Annotated in this window: 16 protein-coding genes and 4 pseudogenes; 9 read left to right on the forward strand and 11 right to left on the reverse strand. The window is 49.7% G+C overall.

Features of this window, described 5'->3' with window-relative positions:
• Positions 1 to 83: 83 nt before the first annotated feature.
• Complete coding sequence (locus BLS62_RS28730; RefSeq protein ID WP_093190513.1) at positions 84 to 1067, reverse strand: TRAP transporter substrate-binding protein; 984 nt, start codon at positions 1065 to 1067, stop codon at positions 84 to 86.
• 759 nt (positions 1068 to 1826) lie between these two features.
• On the opposite strand from BLS62_RS28730, the gene BLS62_RS28735 reads away from it, so the two are divergent.
• From BLS62_RS28735 to BLS62_RS28745, 3 genes are all read left to right on the forward strand, one after another.
• Complete coding sequence (locus BLS62_RS28735) at positions 1827 to 2090, forward strand: FAD-dependent oxidoreductase (protein WP_208991290.1); 264 nt, start codon at positions 1827 to 1829, stop codon at positions 2088 to 2090.
• A gap of 311 nt (positions 2091 to 2401) precedes the next feature.
• Positions 2402 to 2962: a cytochrome b gene (locus BLS62_RS28740; RefSeq protein WP_093190517.1), complete on the forward strand. Its 561-nt coding sequence runs from the start codon at positions 2402 to 2404 to the stop codon at positions 2960 to 2962.
• 176 nt (positions 2963 to 3138) lie between these two features.
• Positions 3139 to 3492, forward strand: coding sequence for a RidA family protein (locus BLS62_RS28745; protein ID WP_093190521.1), 354 nt, complete (start codon positions 3139 to 3141; stop codon positions 3490 to 3492).
• Positions 3493 to 3659: 167 nt separating this feature from the next.
• Here the strand turns inward: BLS62_RS28745 and BLS62_RS28750 are convergent, their stop codons facing one another.
• Entirely contained in the window at positions 3660 to 4142 is a 483-nt protein-coding gene (locus BLS62_RS28750; RefSeq protein ID WP_093190526.1) for a YkgJ family cysteine cluster protein, read from the reverse strand.
• Between the two features lie 536 nt (positions 4143 to 4678).
• On the opposite strand from BLS62_RS28750, the gene BLS62_RS28755 reads away from it, so the two are divergent.
• A complete protein-coding gene (locus tag BLS62_RS28755) occupies positions 4679 to 6247 on the forward strand; it encodes a Re/Si-specific NAD(P)(+) transhydrogenase subunit alpha (protein ID WP_093190531.1) in 1569 nt (522 codons plus the stop codon).
• Between the two features lie 18 nt (positions 6248 to 6265).
• Entirely contained in the window at positions 6266 to 7654 is a 1389-nt protein-coding gene (locus BLS62_RS28760; RefSeq protein WP_093190536.1) for an NAD(P)(+) transhydrogenase (Re/Si-specific) subunit beta, read from the forward strand.
• A gap of 127 nt (positions 7655 to 7781) precedes the next feature.
• Here the strand turns inward: BLS62_RS28760 and BLS62_RS28765 are convergent, their stop codons facing one another.
• On the reverse strand, positions 7782 to 8696 hold the full coding sequence (locus BLS62_RS28765; RefSeq protein WP_093190540.1) for a LysR family transcriptional regulator: 915 nt from the start codon (positions 8694 to 8696) through the stop codon (positions 7782 to 7784).
• A gap of 670 nt (positions 8697 to 9366) precedes the next feature.
• Here BLS62_RS28765 and BLS62_RS28770 point away from each other — a divergent pair.
• Positions 9367 to 10244, forward strand: a pseudogene (locus tag BLS62_RS28770) (DDE-type integrase/transposase/recombinase).
• A 379-nt stretch (positions 10245 to 10623) separates the two neighbouring features.
• On the opposite strand, the pseudogene BLS62_RS32405 reads toward BLS62_RS28770, so the two are convergent.
• The 5 genes and pseudogenes from BLS62_RS32405 to BLS62_RS30585 form a co-directional block, all read right to left on the reverse strand.
• Positions 10624 to 11217 (reverse strand): annotated as a pseudogene (locus BLS62_RS32405) (IS3 family transposase); the annotation flags it as partial.
• Positions 11218 to 11300: 83 nt separating this feature from the next.
• Positions 11301 to 12128 (reverse strand): IS21-like element helper ATPase IstB, encoded by an 828-nt coding sequence (istB, locus tag BLS62_RS28785; protein WP_093175407.1) that lies wholly within the window; start codon positions 12126 to 12128, stop codon positions 11301 to 11303.
• A complete protein-coding gene (gene istA, locus BLS62_RS28790; RefSeq protein ID WP_093176930.1) occupies positions 12125 to 13378 on the reverse strand; it encodes an IS21 family transposase in 1254 nt (417 codons plus the stop codon). Before istA ends, istB begins: the two co-directional genes overlap by 4 nt.
• 152 nt (positions 13379 to 13530) lie before the next feature.
• Positions 13531 to 14186 (reverse strand): annotated as a pseudogene (locus BLS62_RS32410) (IS3 family transposase); the annotation flags it as partial.
• Between the two features lie 32 nt (positions 14187 to 14218).
• Positions 14219 to 14755, reverse strand: a pseudogene (locus tag BLS62_RS30585) (IS6 family transposase).
• Positions 14756 to 15375: 620 nt separating this feature from the next.
• Here BLS62_RS30585 and BLS62_RS28810 point away from each other — a divergent pair.
• From BLS62_RS28810 to BLS62_RS28825, 3 genes are all read left to right on the forward strand, one after another.
• A complete protein-coding gene (locus tag BLS62_RS28810) occupies positions 15376 to 16344 on the forward strand; it encodes a hypothetical protein (RefSeq protein ID WP_093190565.1) in 969 nt (322 codons plus the stop codon).
• A gap of 61 nt (positions 16345 to 16405) precedes the next feature.
• On the forward strand, positions 16406 to 19162 hold the full coding sequence (locus tag BLS62_RS28815; RefSeq protein WP_093190570.1) for an exonuclease/endonuclease/phosphatase family protein: 2757 nt from the start codon (positions 16406 to 16408) through the stop codon (positions 19160 to 19162).
• Positions 19163 to 20072: 910 nt separating this feature from the next.
• Positions 20073 to 20441 carry an aldehyde dehydrogenase family protein gene (locus tag BLS62_RS28825; protein ID WP_208991292.1) on the forward strand — a complete coding sequence of 123 codons (369 nt, stop codon included), beginning with the start codon at positions 20073 to 20075 and terminating at the stop codon, positions 20439 to 20441.
• 80 nt (positions 20442 to 20521) lie between these two features.
• Here BLS62_RS28825 and ugpC read toward each other — a convergent pair whose 3' ends face one another.
• Genes ugpC through BLS62_RS28840 form a run of 3 tightly spaced genes read right to left on the reverse strand, consistent with a single transcriptional unit; the run spans position 20522 to position 23524 of the window.
• The gene (ugpC, locus tag BLS62_RS28830) at positions 20522 to 21625 is read right to left on the reverse strand and encodes an ABC transporter ATP-binding protein (protein WP_093190575.1); all 1104 of its coding nucleotides are present in this window, start codon (positions 21623 to 21625) and stop codon (positions 20522 to 20524) included.
• Between the two features lie 8 nt (positions 21626 to 21633).
• The gene (locus tag BLS62_RS28835) at positions 21634 to 22503 is read right to left on the reverse strand and encodes an endonuclease/exonuclease/phosphatase family protein (RefSeq protein ID WP_093190580.1); all 870 of its coding nucleotides are present in this window, start codon (positions 22501 to 22503) and stop codon (positions 21634 to 21636) included.
• Positions 22490 to 23524 carry a LacI family DNA-binding transcriptional regulator gene (locus BLS62_RS28840; RefSeq protein ID WP_093190585.1) on the reverse strand — a complete coding sequence of 345 codons (1035 nt, stop codon included), beginning with the start codon at positions 23522 to 23524 and terminating at the stop codon, positions 22490 to 22492. Before BLS62_RS28840 ends, BLS62_RS28835 begins: the two co-directional genes overlap by 14 nt.
• Positions 23525 to 23533 lie beyond the last annotated feature (9 nt).

Raw genomic sequence — 23533 nt, forward strand, 5'->3', positions numbered from 1 at the left:
ATTTTCCCAGGAGGGCCAAACCATAAAAAACCCCGCCTCAATTGAGGCGGGGCATAAAGTTTGTTAGCTAGAAACTTCTTATATTATTTAGCAAGACCTTTGATGCGTGCAACCAGATCAGCCATTTTAGGGGATTTTTCGGAAAGCGCGTCATGCATTGGCAGAACTGCCTTGATGAATGGAGCTTTTTCAACTTCAACGAATTTCACTTCAAGCTTGGTCTTTGCAGCTTCAATCGCTTCAAGAGTCTGCGTGTTGTAAAGATCGCGGTGGAAGTCCATCATTTCGCGAGCAGCTGTTTTCAGAGTTTTCTGATCGTCAGCTTCCAGACCATCCCACACTTTGGTGGAGATCATCAGAACACCTGGGATCATGGTGTGTTCGTCGCGGGAGTATATTTTTGCAACTTCACCGTGGCGTACGTCCACCAGTGCCTGTGGGTTATTTTCTGCACCGTCAACAACACCCTGCTGCAGAGCGGAGTACAGCTCACCGAAGGAGATTGGAGTAGGCGCGCCGCCGAGAAGCTCAACCATCTGAATTGCGGATGGGGAAGGCTGTACGCGGATCTTCATGCCTTTCAGGTCTGCCGGGCTGTTGATTTCTTTGTTCGCGTAGAATGAACGCGACCCATCAACCATGAATGCAAGACCAATAAAGCCCTTGTCTTTTGATGACATGAAAATGTCTTCAGCAACATCAGAAGTCAGAGTTTTGTAGAAGTGATCTTCGCTTTCAAAAATGTAAGGCAGGGTCAGAGCGGAGTATGACTCTTCAAATGCTTCCATTTCAGCTGCATTAGAACGTGCCATGTCCAAAAGGCCATTCTGCATCAGTTCAACAGATTCACGTTGTGTGCCGAGCTGCGCGTTAGCGAAAATGCGCATTTTAAGATCGCCGCCAGAAAGCTCGTCAACGCGTTTCGCCATGAACTCCAGAGAGATGTTCGCTGGGTTGTCTGTCGGCAAGTTGTGGCTAACCTTAAGGGTTTTAGCGTCTGCAACAGTTGCGCCAACCAACAAAGCGGAGGTGAGTACAGCACCGATAAAATGAGATTTACGGAACATTCTTCTAAGTTCTCCCTTGAAGTACACAGACAAAAACCATCTGGTACAAATTTCCCGAAATAGTGTGTCGTTCCCGAAATACCGACTGACTTCCCTTCAGCGATATCTCTCTGTAGCCATTTCTGACCAATTTTCTTAAAAGGTCAACCAAAATATTAAGGTTAGGTGTTGGTACTAATGATCTGCCGCAGATAAACAGTTTTTGCTGGGAAAGACGCTTGCCCGAAATTCAGTAAATACTTAGAGAGTGTCGTTATTCTATCCGATATTCAGTTTAGCACTTAAGTAATTTTATAGATTATAATCGATATATGTTGAGTACATCAATAAAGTATTCTAATTCTGAGTTGATAGTATACTTTAAAGTAATTTTGCAAAGACGTGTAATCAAAGTATTTCATAGTAACATTTCAAAATATTCGCTATACATTCTTCATATTGGCATGGTTTACGTCGATTTATCAGTAATCAAAAACAGGAATTCTTAGTTCAACAAGAAATCGGTCTACCAAAATAATTTGTCTCAAAAATATGCCGCTTCTTAACTTTACCTCAGAATCGAAGTGCAAAATTGACATTTTGGTCAACCTATTTGGCCAGCCAATTTACGAGCCTGAAATTGAAGTCGCCCGCAGCTACCCGATCCCTTAATTGTTACGGGCACAATATAGACGCGCGAAAGGCCGTTTTTTAACCGCAAATCACTCATAAAACTGCTAGATATATCAGTTTAAATAATTCGTCCTGATGAGGACAACTATGGCAGAGAAGTGCGATTTTTTGGTCATTGGCGGAGGCATCGCTGGCATTGGCGCAGCATCTCAGCTGGCACCAAACGCCAAAACAATACTGCTTGAAATGGAGGCGACCATTGGCTTCCACTCTACAGGTCGCTCTGCCGCTATTTTCAGTCGCAATTATGGCAATGCCGTTATTCGTGCGCTCAATTTAGCCTCTGAAGGGACCTTGAGAAATCCGCAAGGCATCTGCGAAGGACCTGTCCTAACACAATGTAGGGTTTGAACGTCGCACGGCTGATCACGCTGTTGAGATGGGCCCCCTCTCTCCAATTCATCGCACTCGCAGATAAATCTGTCTAACCGGAAGTCTCCCTGTGAGAACCGACAAGGCTTGCGACACGAGTGAGGTGTGTGGAGCACGGATATCGCTTTCAATTGAGTAGCAGAACACTGGAAGATTTAAGGTTGGCTTCAGAATGGGAGAATATCAGTTCCTGGGCAAAAAGCAGCATTCACACGTAGATTTCAGATTACCTGAAACGACATTTGCGGTTGTCAGATTGCGGCTAAACAAAAAAATAAGTGGCGAAAATTATGACCAATCAACAATATGTGCGCTCGTCTCGAATACTGCATTGGCTGATGGCCCTCGGCTTTTTGGCTATGTGGTTGATCGGGTATGTCATGACCCTTCCATCAGTTGACGAAACTGAATTGCAAGAAAGCCTCTTCGATCTCCATATTTCCATCGGCGTCACCCTTTTAGGATTGCTGTTGGTTCGCGTTGTTATTCGTCTCGTCAACCGTCCTCCAGCTTTACCAGAGGGACTAAGCTCTTGGGAAAAGGTTGGCTCTCATCTCGGACACCTAGGTCTTTATCTGCTGCCACTCATAGTAATGGTTGTTGCATGGGCTGAGGTTGATTTTGGTGGGTATGGCGTCAAGTGGTTTACTATCGCTATGCCAAAAGTGTTCCCAACGATGGAGACGTTTGCTGGCGTGAATTTGGAAGAGGCAACAGCTCTGGCACACAAATGGTTGGCATGGTCCTTATTGGGACTGGTTGCAGTTCACGTTGCTGCGGTTTTGAAGCACCGTTATTGGGATGGCCATGATGTGATTTATCGCATGAGCCTTCGCAACATGAGGAAATAGACAATTGGCAGTGCGGATTACTGTGTTGCCAATGCGGCACTCTCTCAAGGGAGATTCCTAAATATTGAATCCCCGGTAGTTTTGCTTCGTAGCTTATCTGCAAGAAGGGCATTTATGGCGTTCAGATCAGTCCGGTTCCTTCACCTCAACGATTTACATAAGTCCTAGGAATTTTCATGTCTGATATTATCCGCCTCGACAAAAGCACCCGCATGAGCCAAGTCGTTATTTACAATGGCATCGTTCATCTTTCCGGTCAGGTCGATACCAAAGGGACAACGGCCGCCGAACAGACCCGCGCTATTCTGGCAAACATTGACTCTCTTCTGGAGCAGGCTGGTTCCAACAAGTCCCGTATTCTTCAAGCTACTATTTGGTTGAACGATGTTGCTGACTTTGCAGAAATGAACTCCATTTGGGATGCATGGGTTGATGCTGAGAACCCACCAGCCCGTGCTTGCGGTGAATGTAAGCTGGCAATGGATGGTCTGAAGGTTGAAATTCTGATCACAGCGGCAGTTTCGGCTTAATCAACCTTGGCATATCAATTTGAGAGGGGAATAACTTCTTCTCACCCGAGTCATAGAAGGCGCTGCGGCAAAAGCAGCGCCTTTTGCATAGGAACGCAAAAAAACTCCGAAAAACGCAAAACAATGCAAACCACGCCACTATCAACACAACGCGACTGTTTCGTGGTTCAGTTGCTCAGTTTTTTGACAGCCCGGTGCGCAAGGGCTTGCAAAAAGGCAATTCCCGTCTCGCGCTTGACCCGAATTGCTGTGTTGCTGCCATAAGAGTTCACCCCGAATTCTCTTGTCATCTCCACCGCATCGCTCTCCGACATCCTGAGGTCGGCCTTCAACGGGCAACTGGTTCTGGAGTGAACAGTTAAAAGAACCTCATGCTCTTTTTCGACAACCTGCCCAATTGTATGGGGGAACAAACGACATTCCACCGGGCGTGTATCATAGACCGTGCACTGTTCTTCCCAATTTGGACATGGCTTTTCATCCAGAGCGCTGATCTCGTAAATCTTGCCCGTCTTCAGGACGGAGATACGATCTGCGTGGTGTTGGAAGTGAGTTTGGAATTCGGCCTCTGAAACCTTTAATCCTGTGAGCCGATTGCAACAATCCTGCCCGATATTACAGGCTAGACAGGGGTTCTGAGAAACAGACATAAGCACCACCTCAAATATAACTTCCGCAGAAGCGTGTGGAATAATTTTATCAACATTCAAAGTATAATAAGCATTTATACTTGTTTTAATAAAATTTTACCAGCTACTCTATGCTCGTGAGGATAAGTGCATCTGTCGTGGAAACCTGTCCGACACGATGATTATTGAGATTGACTCATTTTCACTTAGGCCCCTCATTCTTTAGTTTGATCACTAACACTTGGGTAAATGTCAGTTTCTGTTGATCAGATAGTGCTTTACTCTACTGGGAATTGAACGGGGTCTCTTTTAATGTTGAGGGGCTTTCGTCGTTTTTAGGAGAGACTTGCAGTTTACGCCAAGGAGCTTACGCTGCCTATCGAGCAGAATTGGCCCAAAAGATTCCTTTTGGTCACCATAACTGATTTTAGGGCCTTTGGCGCATTGCGCAAAAACTGTACCAGCCACTACGCTGGGAAAGAGAATAAGAAACGATTGGAACAGTTGGTAACGAGCGATTTCTGCTGGAAACCTATTAACACACAAGAGGTTATAACATGATCATAGGGGCTGCTAAGGAAGTCCTTGGCGGGGAACGTCGGGTCGCGTTGACACCGGCTAGCGCCCTCCAGCTGCAAAAGCTGGGTTACGAGTGTGCTATTGAAACTGGTGCTGGCGCAGCTGCGAATTTCTCAGATGCGGACTACACAGAAGCTGGTGTTAAAGTTGTCACAGATGCAAAAACGCTCTGGGAAACATCGGACATCATCATCAAAGTACGTCCACCAGAAGTCTCTGAGCTTGACCTGACCCATGCGGGACAAACAGTCATCAGCTTCTTCTGGCCAGCACAAAATGGTGAGCTGCTTCAAAAGTTTGCGGACAAAAAGGTCAATGTGATCGCGATGGATATGGTTCCCCGTATCTCACGCGCGCAGAAGATGGATGCTTTGTCATCCATGGCAAACATCGCCGGTTACCGCGCTGTTATGGAAGCAGGCAACAATTTCGGCCGCTTCTTCACCGGTCAGATCACCGCTGCTGGTAAAGTACCACCAGCCAAGGTTCTGGTTATCGGCGGCGGCGTTGCTGGCCTTGCAGCCATTGGTGCTTCCACATCGCTCGGCGCTATCACGCTGGCATTCGACGTTCGCCCGGAAGTGGCTGAGCAAGTTGAATCCATGGGTGCTGAGTTTGTCTATCTGGATTTCAAGGAAGAACAGCAGGACGGCGCCGCAACTGGCGGTTATGCGTCTGTTTCTTCTCCTGAATTCCGCGAAGCACAGCTTGCCAAGTTCCGTGAGCTGGCACCTGATATCGACATTCTTATCACCACAGCACTGATCCCGGGCCGCGATGCACCGGAGCTGTGGACCGAAGACATGGTTGCCTCCATGAAGCCGGGTTCAGTCATTGTTGACCTTGCAGCTGAAAAAGGCGGCAACTGTAAACTGACGAAGATGGACGAGAAAATTGTAACGGATAATGGCGTTATCGTCATCGGTTACACTGACTTCCCGTCTCGCATGGCAACCCAGTCTTCCACACTGTACTCCACCAACATCCGCCATATGATGACAGACTTGACCCCTGAGAAGGACGGTCAGGCCAACATCAACATGGAGGATGATGTTATCCGCGGTGCAACGGCGACCAAGGATGGTGAAATCACCTTCCCGCCGCCAAAGCCAAAGATTGCAGCAATTGCAGCGCAGAAGCCAAAAGCGCCTGAAAAAACAGCGGAAGAAAAAGCCGTTGACGCTGCAGCCGCAGCAAAAGCAGCAGGTCGCAAGCAGATTGGCATGTTGATTCTCGGTGGTGCAGTTATGGCGCTGATTGGTGCTTATGCGCCTGTCAACTTCATGCAGCACTTCATTGTGTTTGTGCTTGCCGTCTTCATCGGCTTCCAGGTGATCTGGGGTGTTGCACACTCCTTGCATACACCGCTGATGGCGATCACCAACGCAATTTCCGGCATCATCATTCTCGGCGCTCTGTTGCAGGTTGGGTCAAGCAGCTGGATCGTCATCATTCTTGCGGGCATCTCGGTGCTCATTGCCTCGATCAACATCGTCGGCGGGTTTATGGTCACGCGCCGTATGCTCCAGATGTTCAACAAGTCCTAAGCGGGGGAGGGAAGCATTATGTCTATCGGACTTCAAACCGCCGCATACATCGCGGCAGCTGTTTTGTTCATCCTTGCTCTGGGTGGACTTTCTAATCAAGAAAGCGCCAAGCGCGCTGTCTGGTTCGGCATCATCGGCATGGCTATCGCCGTGGTCGCAACCGTTCTTGGCCCTCTCGTCGACCTTGGCAGTGGCACTGTTGTTGTTGTGCTGCTGATCACCATGGTTGTGGGTTCCGTTGCCGGTGTAATTGTTGCGCAACGTGTTGAAATGACTGGCATGCCACAGCTTGTGGCGGCTCTGCATTCCTTCGTCGGTCTGGCCGCTGTGTTCATCGGCATCAACTCAGGTATCAATCCACCTGCAGGTTTGATGGGCGCTGAACAGGTCATTCACGAAGCTGAAATCTTCCTCGGCGTGTTCATCGGGGCGATCACCTTTACCGGTTCGATCATCGCTTATGGCAAGCTGGCGGGTAAGATTGGCGGTAAAGCACTGATCCTGCCAGGTCGCCATGTTCTCAACGCAGCACTCGTTCTGTTCTCCATCCTGCTCATGATTATGTACATGAACCACGCAGGCTCGTGGACGCTTTATGTGATGACCTTGCTGGCCTTCGGTATCGGCGTGCACATGGTTATGGCCATCGGCGGCGCGGATATGCCGGTTGTGGTTTCCATGCTGAACTCCTACTCCGGTTGGGCAGCAGCAGCGACAGGCTTCCTGCTTGGCAACGATCTGCTGATCGTTACCGGTGCACTGGTTGGTTCTTCAGGTGCAATCTTGTCCTACATCATGTGTAAGGCGATGAACCGTCACTTTGTCTCGGTGATCTTGGGCGGCTTTGGTAACACCACTGGCCCTGCTCAGGAAATTGAAGGCGAGATGGTGGCGACAGACACCGACTTCGTGGCTGAAACACTGAATGAAGCAGATAGCGTTGTGATTGTACCGGGGTACGGCATGGCCGTTGCTCAGGCTCAGCAAGCTGTTTCAGAGCTGACCAAGCGTCTGCGTGCCAAAGGTAAAAACGTCCGCTTTGCAATCCATCCGGTTGCAGGTCGCTTACCAGGCCACATGAACGTGCTGCTTGCAGAGGCAAAGGTGCCTTATGATATCGTTCTGGAAATGGACGAGATCAACGATGACTTTCCAAGCACTGATGTTGTGATCATTATTGGTGCGAATGACATCGTGAACCCAGCTGCGCAGGAAGATCCAAACTCCCCAATCGCTGGCATGCCAGTACTGGAAGTTTGGAAAGCGAAAAACGTGTTCATCTCCAAGCGCGGTCAGGGCACTGGGTATTCCGGTATCGAGAACCCGTTGTTCTACAAAGAGAACTCACGCATGTACTACGGTGATGCAAAAGCCTCTATGAACAACCTGCTGAGCAAAATCGACTAGAATATCTGAACGGCAGCGAATTCGACCCCGGCGAACCCAGTTTGCCGGGGTATTTTTATGCGCGGATAATGCCCGCGTTCGCTGTAATCACAGAGCCTTGCAACTCATGCGTAGGACGCTTCGGAACTCACGTATCCCGGTAAATTTCATATTCAGAAAACGTCCAGAATGTCGATGAAGCTGTATTGGCTGGAGTTGTTGGGAGGCGCGTCAGATACAAACTGCGAGGCGCTGGCGGGTCAAGGGGCAGCACTCTGACACCCGCCATTCCTCTCGGCAACGCAAGTTCTGCAATGATGGAATGAGCCAGTCCGGCTTTCACCAATGCCAGAATTGACGTGATCTGCTGAATGGAATGGTCCACTCTTGGTTCAATGTCTGATTGGTTGAACCATTTACGCACCAGAGGCTCACTGCCTCCCTTCGTCATAATGAAAGGCTGGTTCTGGAAATCCGCGGCCTTTAAGCTGCCGGGCTCAGCCTTCTCGCTGGAGACAATGCCCACCAACCGGTCATAGGCCAGCGGAATGGTCTCAAACTCGCTCTCTTCCTTTGCACCGGGAACAACGGCGACATCCACTTCGCCGCGTCTCAACGCGGCTATAATATCGTGGTCCTGCGCCTCTCGCAACTCAAGGGCAATGCCGGGGTAGAGCTGTGAAAATCGCTGCATCAGGCTTGGCAACAACCGCGTAGAGGCAGATGGGCCTGAAGAACCGATACGAACACGGCCACCTCTGTTATGACGCAAGTCATCAATCTGAGCGAGCGCTTTTTCTTCCGCAATCACAACGCTTTGCGCGTATTGAGATAGAAGAACGCCTTCCTCAGTCAGTTGCACGGGCTGCGCCCCGCGGATGAGCACTTTTATGCCCAGTCGCTTCTCCAGCTCAGCAATAGACTGGCTCACAGCAGACTGACTAACGCCCAACCGATGTGCTGTTTTGGTGATAGAGCCAACCTCGCGCACCAACGGCAAAGCCCGCACCGCAAGTTCAGGCAAACGTGCGGAAAACAATGGAAATTGATCAAGCTTCGGCATAGGTACAGGATACCTCTCTCGCATAAGTTGAGCTTATTATCCTATTGGCAACCATTAGCCTAGAGCATGTCGCGTTAATCGGGCTCACATCCTGCTGCCTTGAAGAAATTGTAGCACTCCTCTGCGGTAAAGAGATCACAGACATGGCCTACCCCTGCCACAGCTCATCGTACGTGCGGCGGCTCTACGGATCAGTGCCTTTAGTTTTGCAAGGGCCATCTCGATTGAGTTCAAAGTTAGGTTATAAGGTGGGAGAAATAAAAACCACCCACCGGAAGCCTTCATTGTCACCGCACCGGTTAGGTTCTAGTGCGATGCCAAGTTGTGGAGGATAATCACTTCCCTGCTTTGCAGCGTCGGTGCCACTTGGGTCTCAATGCTGAGATCAAACAACTTGCCGTTCATCGCCCCTTCAATGAATCAGGGAACCTCCAGTCGATCATGACGTAAGGCGGCGATTAAGCACTGTGTTTTCCAGTGATCGAAGGATGCATAATCAATTAGATCTGCCCCTTTGGGAGATCAGCCAGCGGTCTTGGCCACGTTAGGCTTCAACGCAATCTCATCGACAAAGCCTAGGCGTGGCAACAAGTTACGGGTAAAAGGTGCCCTACCCGCCATAAACTCCGCCAGTTTGTAGTAGGCTTCACACTGCAGATGAGGTGATGATATGAAGCATCCGCATTTTACGGAAGAACAAATCATTGGGATAATTAAGGAGCAGGAAAGCGGGGTTCCCACGGCAGAAGTTTGCTGAAAGCACGGGATCAGTACGGCCTTATTTTTGTAAAATAAAGCTAAGTATCGCGGCCTAGACGTTTCGGATGCCCGTAAACTAAGGGATTTTGAAGATGAGAACTCCGCGTTGAAACGCTTATTGGCAGAAGCAATGCTGGATAAGGCCATACTGCGCGACATTGATGCAAAAAACAGTAGGGCCCGGCGGCGCACGTCAAGCAGTTGCTTTTCATTGCAAAACCCATGACGTGAGTGAACGGCGGGCCTGTTCTGTTTTGAATGTTGATCGTTCAAGCGTGCGTTACAAACGCGTTAGCACTGATGATGGCCCTTGCGTGTGGCCATGAAGAAAGTCTTTTTTGAACGGCGCGGGTTATATCGTAAGGAAGGTCTACAGGTTCGTAAACGTGGCGTGCGAAAACGGGCACTCGTCACAAGCCGCCCTATGACAGTTCCCAGCCTTGCAAATGAACGCTGGAGCCATGATTTTGTCAGTGATGCCTTTACCGACGGCAGACGATTTAGACTTCTAGCGATTATTGATGATTTTAGCCGTGAATGCCTCGTCTTTGTCCCAGATACATCTTTGTCTGGAGCTAGATTAGTGAGAGAATTAGAAGCAGTAATCAAGCATCGTGGGCAACCAAGTACAATCCCTTCATACAACGGCAGAGAAATGACAAGTTCTGCGGTTCTCGAATTCTGTCAGGATACGAAGTTGAACTGGCATTACATAGCATCCGGCAAACAGACTACAATTCCCAAAAACCACATTCATCCTTGGGAAACCTAACACGGCGGCATTCTTAGCAAACAATGGGTTGGAGAAACTGGCCGCATAACGCATAATTACTATCGACGGATCCTCTTAACCACTGGAGGAAAATTGGGGGCCAGGTCAATAACAAAGTGGCACTTTGCGGTTGCAGCAATGTTCGTATCACGACAATTCTCTTAGCCTGCAGCATGGAGAAAAGGCCAGGCTTTCTGAATTGGTTTAGAAGGCCTTCTGGCAGAACCGCCCACCATCGAGCGAGATGGCAACGTTTATCTGATGCGTTTTCAAGTGGTAACTTCCGGCCCCTCGTTTGAATGCGGCCTTGGCGAGGCCCGTGGAACATGGTTCGCCAAGGCCGAAGGAGGTAGCTATATTTCCGAGCTATATTAACGGTTCAAGGTGTCACCGTGGTTAGAGGTGGTTCAGTTTGTTTGGACAGGTGAACGTCGTTAATAAGTGGATCCGCTCCGGTTTCGCCGCTGCTTGCGTTATGTGCGGCGGGTGGTTGCAGAAAGTCTGATCCGGCGTGTGCCAGTCAAGTGGTGAATGTGGGCGTATCTGGTTATAAAAGGCGATGAACTTAGCGATGGATTGCCTTGCCTCTCGTACACTGGCGTAGGCATTGAGATAAACTTCCTCGTATTTGACAGTACGCCAGAAGCGTTCGATAAATACATTGTCGCGCTAGGCTCCCTTACCATCCATTGAGATCTTGATCTTCTCGCGCTTGAGCACATCGGTGAAATCTATGCTGGTAAACTGGGAGCCCTGGTCAGAGTTGAAAATCTCTGGCTTGCCGTGTTTGGCGAGCGCGCCTTCCAGAGCCTCGATACAAAAACCTGCTTCCATGGCAATCGACAGTCGCCAACTCAGAACTTTGCGCGAGTACCAGTCAATGATGGCAACTGGATAGGTAAATCCCTTCACCATCGGAATATATGAAATGTTGACCGTCCAGGCCTGATTGGGTCTCGAGACCGCCACATCACGCAGCAGATACGGGTGTCAATGCTGAGTCAAATTTCCCCACATGTGCTGGACGGAAAGTCCTCAGTTTGAGTATTTGGTGACCAGCCTTTTCTGTGGGTCTAACTCTCCTTTTTGGGTGGCCTGCCGCGTCGTTTTGGTGGTGGAGGTGGAGCTATTGAAGCGTTAGCCCGTACGTGCTCTGGCATGAGGTCCGCATGGCTGCGCAACCGATAACTAGCACCTTCGATCTGGATGACGACGGCATGATGCAAAAGCCGATCGAGAAGGGCTGTGGCAATAACGCGATCACCAAAGATCTCCCCCCATTCCGCAAAGCCACGGTTTGAGGTGAGGATCATGGATCCCTTTTCATATTTGGCATTGACGAGCTGGAAGAACAAGTTTGCTCCCCCATTGGTAATTGGCAGATAACCGATTTCATCGACGATTAGCAGTGAAGTTCGTGCAAAGAAGCGTAGTTTCTCAGTCAACCGCCCTTCTTTTTCAGCTTTTGCCAAGGCTTCGATGAGGTGAGCTAAAGCAATGCGATACACCCGTTTACCCGCTTTAACGGCTGCAACCCCAAGAGCAGTTGCCAGATGGCTCTTTCCTGTACCAGGTGGACCGAGAAAGTGTACCACTTCATTGCGAGTGATGAACTCCAGTTCGGCTAGAGCCATGATGCGATCCCTGTCCAGCGAGGGCTGGAAGGTAAAGTCGAAGCTTTCCAGTGTTTTTATCGGAGTAAGCCGCGCTGTCGTCAGGGCGACGCCGATACGGCGGCCCTCGCGTGTTGAATATTCTTCATTGAGCAGAGAATCCAGGGCCTCCAGTGCCGTGAGTTCCCCTTGTTCCAATTGGCTCAGCGTGTGGTCGAGCACCTCTAAAGCCCGCGGCATTTTTAAGCCTACCAGTGAAGACTGAATGCGTTTACTGAGCGAACTCATGGCTTACCTCCAGTACTGGCAAGTCGTTGGCCTACCGCTTCATAGAACTCCAGTGGGCGTTGGTTTACACCGCTGTGTTTGGTTGGCTCCGCAGCCAGACGACGGCGCTGTGTTGCCCGTGGAGGAGCCTTGCGATGGCATGGATCAACCCGGCGCTGGTTCTTTCCCTCCATGACCGGATGGGTGGCGATGAGCTGACCGTTTTCATAGATGCGCACCTCTTGCGGGTGATGCTGGACTTCGACCATCCGTTTCTTAACGGTGTCCGGCACTGAATAAAGATTACCTCCAACGGAGACCATGCCATCACGCGTGACCCGCCGCTCCACCAGTAAAACAGCATCATAAGGGTGCGCTGGCAAAGGGATCAGAGCGGGCTGTTCCTCTCCAAAGACCTCGCCCACCACACGGTTGGTGGTGGCATGAACACGGGCATTGGCAATTTCCTTGCACCAGCGTGTGAACTGGGCATTAAGATCGTCCAGATCGCGGAACGTACGACCAAGGAAGAAATCCTGCCGGATGTAACGAAATGGCCGCTCCACCTTGCCCTTGGTTTTGGCCCGGTAGGGCTGGCAGGCATCCGGCTGAGCGCCATAATGGTCCAGAAGAGCGACAAGAGCAGGATTAAAAAGAACAGTGCCATCTGGCTCCTCTCCCAGAACGGCTGTCTTCATGCGATCATACAGGACTTCCAGTGTCGCTCCGCCGAAGACCTCAAAGGCCGCGATATGACAACGCAGGACTGTCTCTAGTTTTTGATTGGCACAATAGCGCCCCCACAAAAACCGTGAATTACTCAGCACCATTGAAAACAAAAAGACTTTTCGCACCACATCTGGTTCACTGGTGAACTCCACCTGAAACTCAGCAAAATCTACCTGTGCCTGCTGGCCTGGTGCTGTCTCAAAGCGCCGTTCAAATGCATGCGGAGGAGCTGGACGGATCAGGCGAAGATATTCCGTTACAGTGGAGTAACCGCCCTTAAACCCCAGTGTCTTCAGCTCACGAAGCAAGCGCCGGGCAGATAGACCGGGAAACCGCTCCAGTCGCTCAAGTAAATAGCCTTTGTATTCCTCCAGTACACGCCCGTCACGCTGGCGGGGGCCGTAGACAGGAGCTTCAAGGCCTTGGTGTAAGTATTTGCTGACCGTCTTTCTATCCAGCCCGGCTTTGCGCGCTATGGCACTTACAGACAGTCCCTGCTGCTTCAAATTATGGATCATTACGATCTTCCCTAGATTGACCACTCCTCCACACCCCTTCTTTCCAACAGGAACGTAGAGGAGAGTTTGGCCAACTTTTGTTTGAAGGGGCATGCCCCTTCAAACAAAAGTCAAAGCTGAAAAAGTGGGGAATTTTCAACCAGCGCTTTTGGGGAGAATACATCCAGCACTGACAACGGGTAGATCTTGTGACCCGGTGCGGGTTTGGAAGTGTTTGGTCGGCGATAGATTGCCTCAATACCCATCCTCTTCATCAAAGATCGCACCCTGCGCCGGCCTATATCAAAGCCTTCTGCCTTCAACAGCCGCAGCAGCATGCGGCTACCCGCGAACGGATACTCTAAATGCAACTCATCCAGCCGGTGCATGAGGGCAAGCGTTTCCAGTGAGGCCGGACGGGGCCGGTAGTTAACACTGCTTCTGGATAAGCTCAGGGCTTTGGCCTGACGGCTAATCGAGAGTTTGTGCTTATGGTCGATCATCTTGTGGCGCTCAGCAAGCCTGCTTTTGTGAGCGCCTTCTTACGAGCTTACGCGGCCCCACTGGGGCCGCAGTCCCTTCGAAGTCCGGAAAAATTATTTTCCAAAGCCAGTTCCCCAATTTTGGCGTCCAGCCGTTTGATGTCGACTTCAGGTTCCTGCTTAGCCTGTTTATCAGCACCAAACACATCTGGCATCGCCGCAAAGGCCTGCTCTTTCCATTGCTTGATCTGGTTCGCGTGCACATCAAAGTCCTGAGCTAATTCACTCAAGGTTTTCTCTCCGCGAATACCAGCAAGCGCCACTTTCGCTTTAAAAGCCGGGCTATGGGACCAATGGGGACGTCTGCTTATACAGGTCTCCTGCTTTAGGCATCATGCCAGTTTTAGGAGCAAAATCCACTTATACAACCTGTCAAAAACCCCTGAGCCAGCTCTACCTGAAGAATGTCGACAAAGAACCGCCAGTCAGGCGCAAATATAAGTTGATATTTATCAGCCCCGCCGGTTTGCTCCGCTCTTGTCCATGACACCTTTCTTCGGCAGAATGTTGTTGCCAATGGCTTTCTCAAAAAAGGCTGTAGCTGCGGCCTCATCACGGGTCTTTGAGAGCATGAAATCTACCGTATTGCCTTGTTTATCAAGGGCGCGGTAGAGATAGGCCCATTCGCCTTTGGCCTTAATGTAGGTCTCGTCCATGCGCCAGGAGGTGCTCGCTTTACGCTTCCATTTTCTTGCCTCTTCAGCAATCAGAGGTGAGAACTTGATCACCCATCGGTTGAGGGTCGCGTGATCAGCTTCAACACCGCGCTCCTGCAGGCCTCCTCAAGATTACTGTAGGAGACAGAATAACGAAACTAGAAAAATACTGCATACGAAATTACGTCTTTTTGTGGGTAGTTGGTGCCTTTAAAACTGATCAACTCACCCAACCTCAAACCGCCAATTCAGAGCGTGCCAGCTGTAAACTAAACGATCAGAGTTGGAAACCGACTAAACTTTGCGACACAGCCATCACAGATAGTAGTGCTCCGATGTCCGCAGTTGGCTCGTTCTCACGGCCATTCCCAGTATGTCTCGACGTAACCAAACCGGGCATTCGAGCGAATTCTCGGTAATCCCGCGTGAGTGAGTGCTCAACTTCAGATCGGTCTCTTCGGTTCGCTGCGGAGGGCGGTTTTAACTGCGGCCTGATGCCAGCATTTGTGTAAATGAACAAATATTGGATATTTGCCCATGGCTTTTGTTGGAATTATTCCTATTTCCGCCCAGATCACTTTCCAAATACTAGTAATTATCCTCGAATAGCGATGCAATATTTCATATATGCATAGTGCTTGCAGAAATACGCATGCGAAAATGCAATCTGTATCTGTAAAAATAATTCAAAATTTCGAGTTACTTTAGGTTAATAAATAATATTACGTATATTTATACTTAATTGATCTCGTGAAATGACACAGTGCGGCTTGCGTGACAACCGGGCGGCACTCACGGGGATCATTTCAATTTTATAAATGAAGAAGCCTTGGGGGCGACTCGGATGATTAGTCAAAAAGTGAATTCAATTTCTGGTGGGCAGAATTCGTGTGCATGTAAGAAACCAGCAAATAGAAGCCCATTAATCGTAGGTGCGGTATGCCTTAGTTTTTTCGCTTTTTGTGGGGTCGCCTATGCCGAAAGTGGTTCTGGCAACACGTTCTCAGGTAATGGAGCCGGCGGTAAAAACACCAGTGGTAAAGCCAACACCTTTTTGGGCTCAGTTTCAGGCTCAGAAAACACCACCGGGTATAATAATACTTTTGTAGGAATACAGTCTGGATATAAGAACGTAAGCGGGAAGCAAAACACCTATGTGGGTTCCCAATCTGGCGATTATAATGTCAGCGGGTCCTTCAATTCCGGCTTTGGCGATCTAACAGGTGCTATGAATACGAGTGGAAGCCTTAATGCCATGTTTGGTCAGGCTGCTGGTCTTTCAAATCAGTCTGGCTCTGAAAATACGTTCATTGGGGCTCAGGCAGGGCAAAAAAGTTTAACTGGATCAGGAAATGTTTTCTTAGGTCGTGCTGCGGGTTATAATGAAGCCGGTTCCAACAAGCTTTATATTGAAAATTCGAGCTCTAAAACACCTTTGATCTATGGTGAGTTCGATAAAAATATACTGACCGTAAACGGTCGGCTGGGGATTGGAACCACGTCGCCTCGATCAGCCTTGGCTGTTAATGGCAGAATTACAGCTAAATCTATTGAGGTCACAATTGCAGAATGGCCTGATTACGTTTTTGATGCAGACTATCCGTTAATGCCGCTTTCAAAAGTTGAGCAACATATTAAGCTTCAAGGCTATCTACCGGGAGTTCCCTCACAGAAAACTGTCGTGACTGAAGGTCTGGACCTGGGTGAGATGAACGTTCTTTTGATGGAGAAAATTGAAGAATTGACGCTTCATACGATCCGCCAGCAAAAAGAAATTGATGCATTGCGCCAAACCGTCCTCGCTCGAAACTAGCATATCCCATGTTGGGTGATTGTAAAAACTATCGAGATTGTAGTTGAGGAAGGATTTGATCATGAAACTACTAGTTCAGGGTAGAGTTTCGTTTGTGTTGTGGCGCGCCGTTTTTCGGGCGCTGGTGCTATTTCTTTTTGTAACTGGTGCAAATCTTCCCGCGTTTGCTGAGGATATTCCTTGGGCCGCAAGAATAGGAAGTTGGAACCTAAAAAACTTTGGTGAGAGCAAGGCTGGGTTTAAAAACAACAAGGACCGTAGCGCTCTGATGCGCCGAATAGCCCGCGTGGCTCAGCAAGATCACATAATTTTCTTTCAAGAAGTGCAAGGAACAGGCAGATCTATTAAGGGCCCTGCCCGTGGCCTACAACACTTTATGCCAGCAGGATGGAAGTGCGACTGGGTCTCACGGCGCTCTACAAAGCGGGGAAACGGCGAGCGGTATTCCTATTGCGTTAGTCCATCATCCACTTATAAGGACGGCCCTCCAATTACCGTGAAAAGCAGGGTGGATTACCTGGATGAAGCTGGGCCCTACACAGCTGTCAATGGATCGACCTCCGTTCTGAAAACGAATATCTGGGCACGCCCACCACTGCTCACGACCATCAGTGTTCCCATGCCAGAGGGCGAAGCGCTAGAAATCCAAGTTTACGACAACCATCTTAAGCCGCGCTATGGGGCGGGGCCGCGCGTTCCGGGAGTTGACCCAACGCAGTTCCGCAACTTCGCGGTGGCAAACGAGTTGATCGCACTGGAGAAGAACCTCAAAGCCATCAATCAGGGCGCTTTGATCCTGGGAGACCTAAACGCTGACTGCACATATTTTTCGGAGCAAAAGAAGCCCGGAAAATTTGAAGGAGCGGCTGGTTGGACTTGGTGGATAGATTTTGGCGTAAGAACCAATGTGTTGGCCGATGCCGCTTGTGCTTATGATCGCTTTATAACGAACGCAGCTGTTACCAAGCATGTTGCCGTTTCTGATGACGGGGAAAAAAAGGGATATGATATCGAGGTTGGGTTGATCAAAAACCAAACTCTCAGTGGCGTACTAGTCTCTGATCACTACAAGGTTAGTTTGTTATTGGAAGGCATTAAAAAGAAGAAGCCAAAGGCGCAGCCTATGAAGACACCTGTACTGGTATCCCTTGCCGGGATGAACGGGACCGGAAATGGGCCTTCAGGCAAAACGGGCAAAAAGCGCAAGCATTCCTCTGGTCTTTCTTTTCCCAATGCAGAAACTGCTTTCGCACCCAATTATAAAACAAAGAACAGTTTCAACGCGCAGAATCTCACATCGTGGCTCCCTGCTGGAGCGACCGCGAACTTCTACATTGTTAAATATGATGAAGCTGTCGAATATGGTGGTGTCGCGGATGTATCGCTCAAAGATGCGCGCGGTAGCAACGGTCCCACAGCTATCACTATAGCGACTGACGGAACTTTTGGGACCGACGTAGAATGGCTAAACGCACCTGCAGGTGGATATAAACTGGTTCTTGATGTCAACAAGGATGGCATTCTAAACATCAAGGGCGGCGATATTGTTAATGTAGATAGCGGCATTGACTTGTTGTCATACCCGAAAGACTTCCACTCAGACATCGTGACGCTCGGCGATAACCATTTGTTGCGCGGGCAGTTTTCAGAAAATAGAGCGCAGAATATTTATGGGCTTGCAAAGGGCTTAGGTCCCGATACCCCTTACAAGGGGTATATTGTCTCTCGGAAATTACTTGCTCAAACACCGGGTTGGAAAGGGTGGGCTGACGCAAGAGAAGCTGGCCTTTCTAACCTTGCGCAATATGCCATTCCTATCAACCAAGGATATGGCCCTATTCTGTTTGATGAACTGAAACCGAAACACAAGGAAATTTCGCTTACTTCAGACGCGTTGGGGCATGCATTTCTGCCGATCTGGAAAAAACCTGCTGTTCACTTCAACATGCGAGCGCTGGATACAAAACCATCGCCAGCTTCATGGCAGCGTGACCAAGCTGACGATAAAGTGGAAGATCCGTGCCTCACTGCGTGGAAAGGTAAGGATAAGGCCCTCAAGGCAGTTTGTAATGCGGGGCACTCATTTAGCGATACCTATGGGACGGCATTTAATTTCGTCATCGATGTAAATCATGATGGGCATTTTGGTGCCGGGGATCTGGTAGATACGTATGATGTCGGCGACATGCGGAAATATTTTGAGGGAAATGACGACAAAAAATTAGGCACGGATGCCGGTGATGGTGCGACGATCGTTGAATACAAAGACTTCCTCAACGCCAGGCTTAATCTCATTCCGCCGCTAGACGCCGGACCGGCCTATACCGCTGCAACAAAAGCCGCCTCCAATAGGTATGCATGTAACGATTATCTCACCCGCAATGAGTTTTTGAAATTGGTCGTGCCAGACTCTGATGTAGGATTCTATGTTGTCGATCAGGATGTATACCGTCAGGAAAGAGAGTTTGGATCCGGTTTCTACGAATATGAGAACCTCAATATCAACGCGGCGAAAGTTAAAAAGGGAGCGACCGTCTGCGCGGATATCGAGAAGGGTAGCTTAGGAACCATCACGACTGGCAAGGATGCAACATTCGAAGTACGAGCTGAGAATCTGGCGATTGTGGGAAGTGTTCGGGCTGGAAATGGTTCGAAGATTTGCCTAGTCGCAAAGGCGACAACTATTCAAGCGACAGGGGTGGGAGCCACCTTGCTTTTCGCTCCAGAACCAACAGGGGCAACAAAAATCGCAGCTGGTATAGCTGGTGGCGTAATATTACTAAGCACAGCCGCAGCCAATATAGCCTGCGCCTTTTAGTATCTTGGATATAGAGTTCTCCTGAAATTTTCAGGGGAACTCGCCTTTGTTGAGGAGATCAGCCGGACAACATGCTCAGTGTTGTTTCTACTTCCGAAGACATGATTACTCTCATCGCTTTTATTAGGAAGCAGTGGAGGAATACAACAGCGGCTATTAGAACCAACAGGGCTTGAAAACAAACGCGTGACAGTTCGATGGCTAGCCTCATTCCTTGGGCAGGGGATAGCAGCCCCTTCGTCAACCGGCTTTGTGTGTCTCAGGGTAAAAATTACAACTGAGTCGCCTATGCGACGCTTAAGGGCGTTGGGATAATGAATATCATTAACAAGAGGTTGCCAATCAAATGCAGCGGCGAGATTGTGTCGTAAAGCTTAGTCGGTTTCTATCTCTGATCGTTCGTTTACAACCAGCGCACCCTAAATTGGTGGATTGAAGTATGGTGAGTTGGTCAGTTTAAGGCACCCATTACCCTAAAGACGTGACTTTGTATGCGGTATTTTCTAGTTTCATTATTCTGTCTCCCACCGTGATCATGCAGGAGCGCGGTGTCAAAGTTGATCATGCTACCCTCAACCGTTGGGCATCAAATTTTCACCGCTAATTGCTGAAGAGGCCAGAAAACAAAAGTACAAAGTGGGCACCTCGTGGCGGATGGACGAGACCTACATTAAGGTCAAGAGCGAATGGGCCTATCTCTGCTGCTCCCTTGATAAACAAGGCAATACGGTAGATCCCATGCTCTCAGAGAACTTTCATTCCGCCACAGCACACTCGATGGTATTGAGACCACTCACATGATCAGAAAAGGCCAGCTGAAACAGGAGAGCGGTCCAGCCTTTTACCAGTTCAAGGTGCTCGCAGGATAATTGCATCCACGCGGAAGTAGTGCTGTGTGTAAACGAGAAACTTGCGACACAGCCTTGGGCCACTCGGCATTGTCGTCAAGCAGGAAAACCTTGATCAGATGCACGATGTCGTCAAGCAGATCGATGGTCAGTTGACTTGCTCCGTTCATGTGGATGCTGCCGATTATGCTGATGCTCGTAAATTGATGCCGCTTCTGGAGTGTAAAGCAGGCCGCGTGCTTACCAATGGGTTCCCAGCCGGTGGTGAAGTTTGTGATGCGGCGGTTCATGGCGTTCCGTACCCGGTTTTTACCAACTTTGGCGCAACCTTTGTGGGCATCATGGCAATTTGCCGCTTCCTGCCTCCGGTAAGTTATCAGGACATTCCACTGGAGCTGATCTCCGGTTTTGAAGTGGACGAAAAGGCGTAAAGCTGTTTCGATATAACGATCAAAAGCCCTGAACGTCGCCGTTCAGGGCTTTTCTTTGTCTACTGGTCGTTCTGGCGTGGTTAGGCCGCCAGGTTTTTCAAGGTATCTCCATCAAACACATGGCATTTATCCAGGGCCATGTTGAAATTTAGTGTTTCTCCAGCATGTACTGTGCGTGGATTGTACATGATGGATTGAATTGGTGTCCCAGCGAGCTCAGTAAACAAAGTCGCTTCCGAGCCCAAGTCTTCAGAAAGCATGACCGGCAGTTCAAGCCGCTCGGTTTGTCCGCCCGTAGGCAACGCATTGCCTTCCGGCGAGATATCTTCCGGGCGGATGCCCAGCTTTACAGCCTTTCCAGCTTCCAGTTTGTTGCGAATCGGAGCTGGGGCATGCACTTCTCGCCCATCTGCCAACATCAAGCGTGGATCCCCATTTTTGCTGGTCACGCGCGCGTCCAGCAAGTTCATTGGCGGGGAACCGATAAAGGTCGCCACGAAGGTATTGTTCGGTTTTTCAAAGACCTCACGCGGAGAGCCGACCTGTTCAATTATGCCGTCCCGCATGATGACGATCCGGTCTGCCAGCGTCATCGCTTCCACCTGATCATGCGTTACATACACAATGGTATTGCCAACTCGTTGATGCAGCTTCTTAATCTCGATACGCATCTGCGTACGCAACTTAGCATCCAGATTGGAAAGTGGTTCATCAAACAAATAAACATCTGGATGGCGCACGATAGCTCGGCCCATAGCAACACGTTGGCGCTGACCGCCGGAGAGCTGACCGGGTTTGCGTTTCAGGTACGGTTCAAGACCGAGAATACCTGCCGCGTCTGCCACACGTTGTTCGATCTCCGCTTGAGGAATACCTGCAATTTTGAGCGAGAAGCCGAGGTTTTTCGCAACTGTCATATGCGGATAGAGTGCATAATCCTGAAACACCATGGAGATGTTGCGTTGCCGGGGAGGCATATCGTTCACCAGCTTGTCGCCAATGAAAAGTTCGCCACCTGAAATTGTTTCAAGACCAGCAATCATCCGCAATGTGGTGGACTTTCCGCAGCCGGATGGACCAACAAAGACAACAAATTCCTTGTCTTTGATCTCCAGATCCAGACCATGAATGACCTTGGTATTCTCGTAGGATTTCCTGAGATTTTTCAGTATAACTTGTGCCATGCTTCCCCCTAAGCGTCCTTCAATTCCAGCCAAACCGGTAAATGATCTGAGCCTTTGGCGTCTTCATCAACCCACATTTTGGAAATGCGGTGGCGCAGAGAGGCCCCCACAAATACATGATCGATGCGCCGGTCATCAAAGTGCGCAGTCTTCCCTGTCTGCTCTTCATTTCCCAGCCAGACCCAAGGGTCTATGAAACCGTCCAGCGTCTGCACGCGGCCACCTTCCTCTGATGGCGGACCTGTAAACACCTCATAAACCGGTGTCCCCGCACCGTTGTTCATGTCACCGAGAAAAATGCAGTCGGTTGGCATTGGCGGTTGCGGCTCATCATTCAGCCAATGCGCATCAATGCCCGGCCCACCGCACCATGCACCGCCTTCAGATGGTGCAGCTTTAATACGGTCACGTACAAATTTTGCCTGCACCAACGCAAAATCTAGCGACCAGTAAAACAGGTGCGCGTTGTAAACCCGCAACGGGCCTGTCGGTGCATCAATCACAGCCTCCAACAAGGCTGCCTGAACGGCATGGCGGTTGATAGACCCCATTTTCGGCAAGGGGTATGTCCGGCTTGAAATGATGGGGTATTTGGAGAGGATCATCTCGCCATGTTGACGGCGACGATTGACAAATTTGCCGTTCTCATCATGGAACGAGGCATCCATATCAAGACCCGGTCCATAGACCCAGCGGTATTCGCCTAAAAGATCTGCCAGTTCCTGCGCTTGATCTACGTTTCCATTACGTTTCCAGAAGCGATCAACTTCCTGCAATCCGATAATATCAGCACCTTCCAGCTCCTTTGCAATGCGGTTCAGATCAAGCTTATCGTCGATCCCAATTCCATAACGGATGTTGTAGCTAACTATTTTCATGGGGTTTTCCGGTGGCTTTTCGCGCAACTCCCAAGGAGCCACGCAGTTTCAGCGCACAATTGACGCGAATATTGCGAGGATGGTCCGGTGCCGTGCCATCGAGCCTGCTCAATGCCATCTCACTCAGATGGCGGGCCACCTGCTCGATTGGCTGCTCGATGGCTGTGATACCTGGCGGAATCAGGCGGAACATGTCCGGGTCATCAAACGTGACCAGATCGATGTCTTCACCCACTTGCTTGCCACTATTGGAGAGGCAATCCAGACCTCCAATGGTCATCAGGTAATTGGAATAGAAGACAGCAGTTGGTGGATTTTCCATGGCCAGAAACCTGTCCATGGCGCTGTAGCCATCCAACTGCCCCCAATTTCCAACGTAAACCAACTCCTCATCAACACTCAGGCCCACGTGTTCAAAGGCGTTTTTGTACCCCTGATAACGGTTTTGCCCGGTACTTCCCTTCAAATCGCCAGTAACAATGCCAATGCGCGTATGACCAAAATCGATCATGCGTTTGACTGCGTCCTGCGCAGCCGCAAGGTCATTCACCAGCACTTTGTCTGTTTCAACACCCGGAACATCATTGTTAAAAATGATGACCGGTCTATCGCCAGCCAAAAGCTCCTGCACCTTTTCCGTCACCTCATGAGTCCCGGAAAGGATGATGGCATCGATGCGCCGAGAAGATGCTGATTCCAGCGCCTCGTTAATCGCATCAGCTTCATCGGAATGGTGAAAAGTAACAACGGAATAACCGCGGGGCCGAAGCGAACGCACAAGTTGGGTCAATATACCTGAGTTGAACTCGTCAAACTTCGGCACAAGATACCCAACCGTTTGCGTTCGCTCGGTTTTCATCGCGCGGGCAAGTGTGTTGGCACGGTATCCCAGTTCAGCAATGGCTTGCTCAATCCGGGCCCGGTTGTCCTTCCTGATGCGTTGATCATTCAAATAACGCGAAACGGTGCCTACAGCGACGCCTGCGGAATCTGCTACATCGAGGATGGTTGGTTTTTTCACTGCATTGCC

This window comes from Pseudovibrio sp. Tun.PSC04-5.I4, from assembly GCF_900104145.1.
GTDB lineage: Bacteria > Pseudomonadota > Alphaproteobacteria > Rhizobiales > Stappiaceae > Pseudovibrio.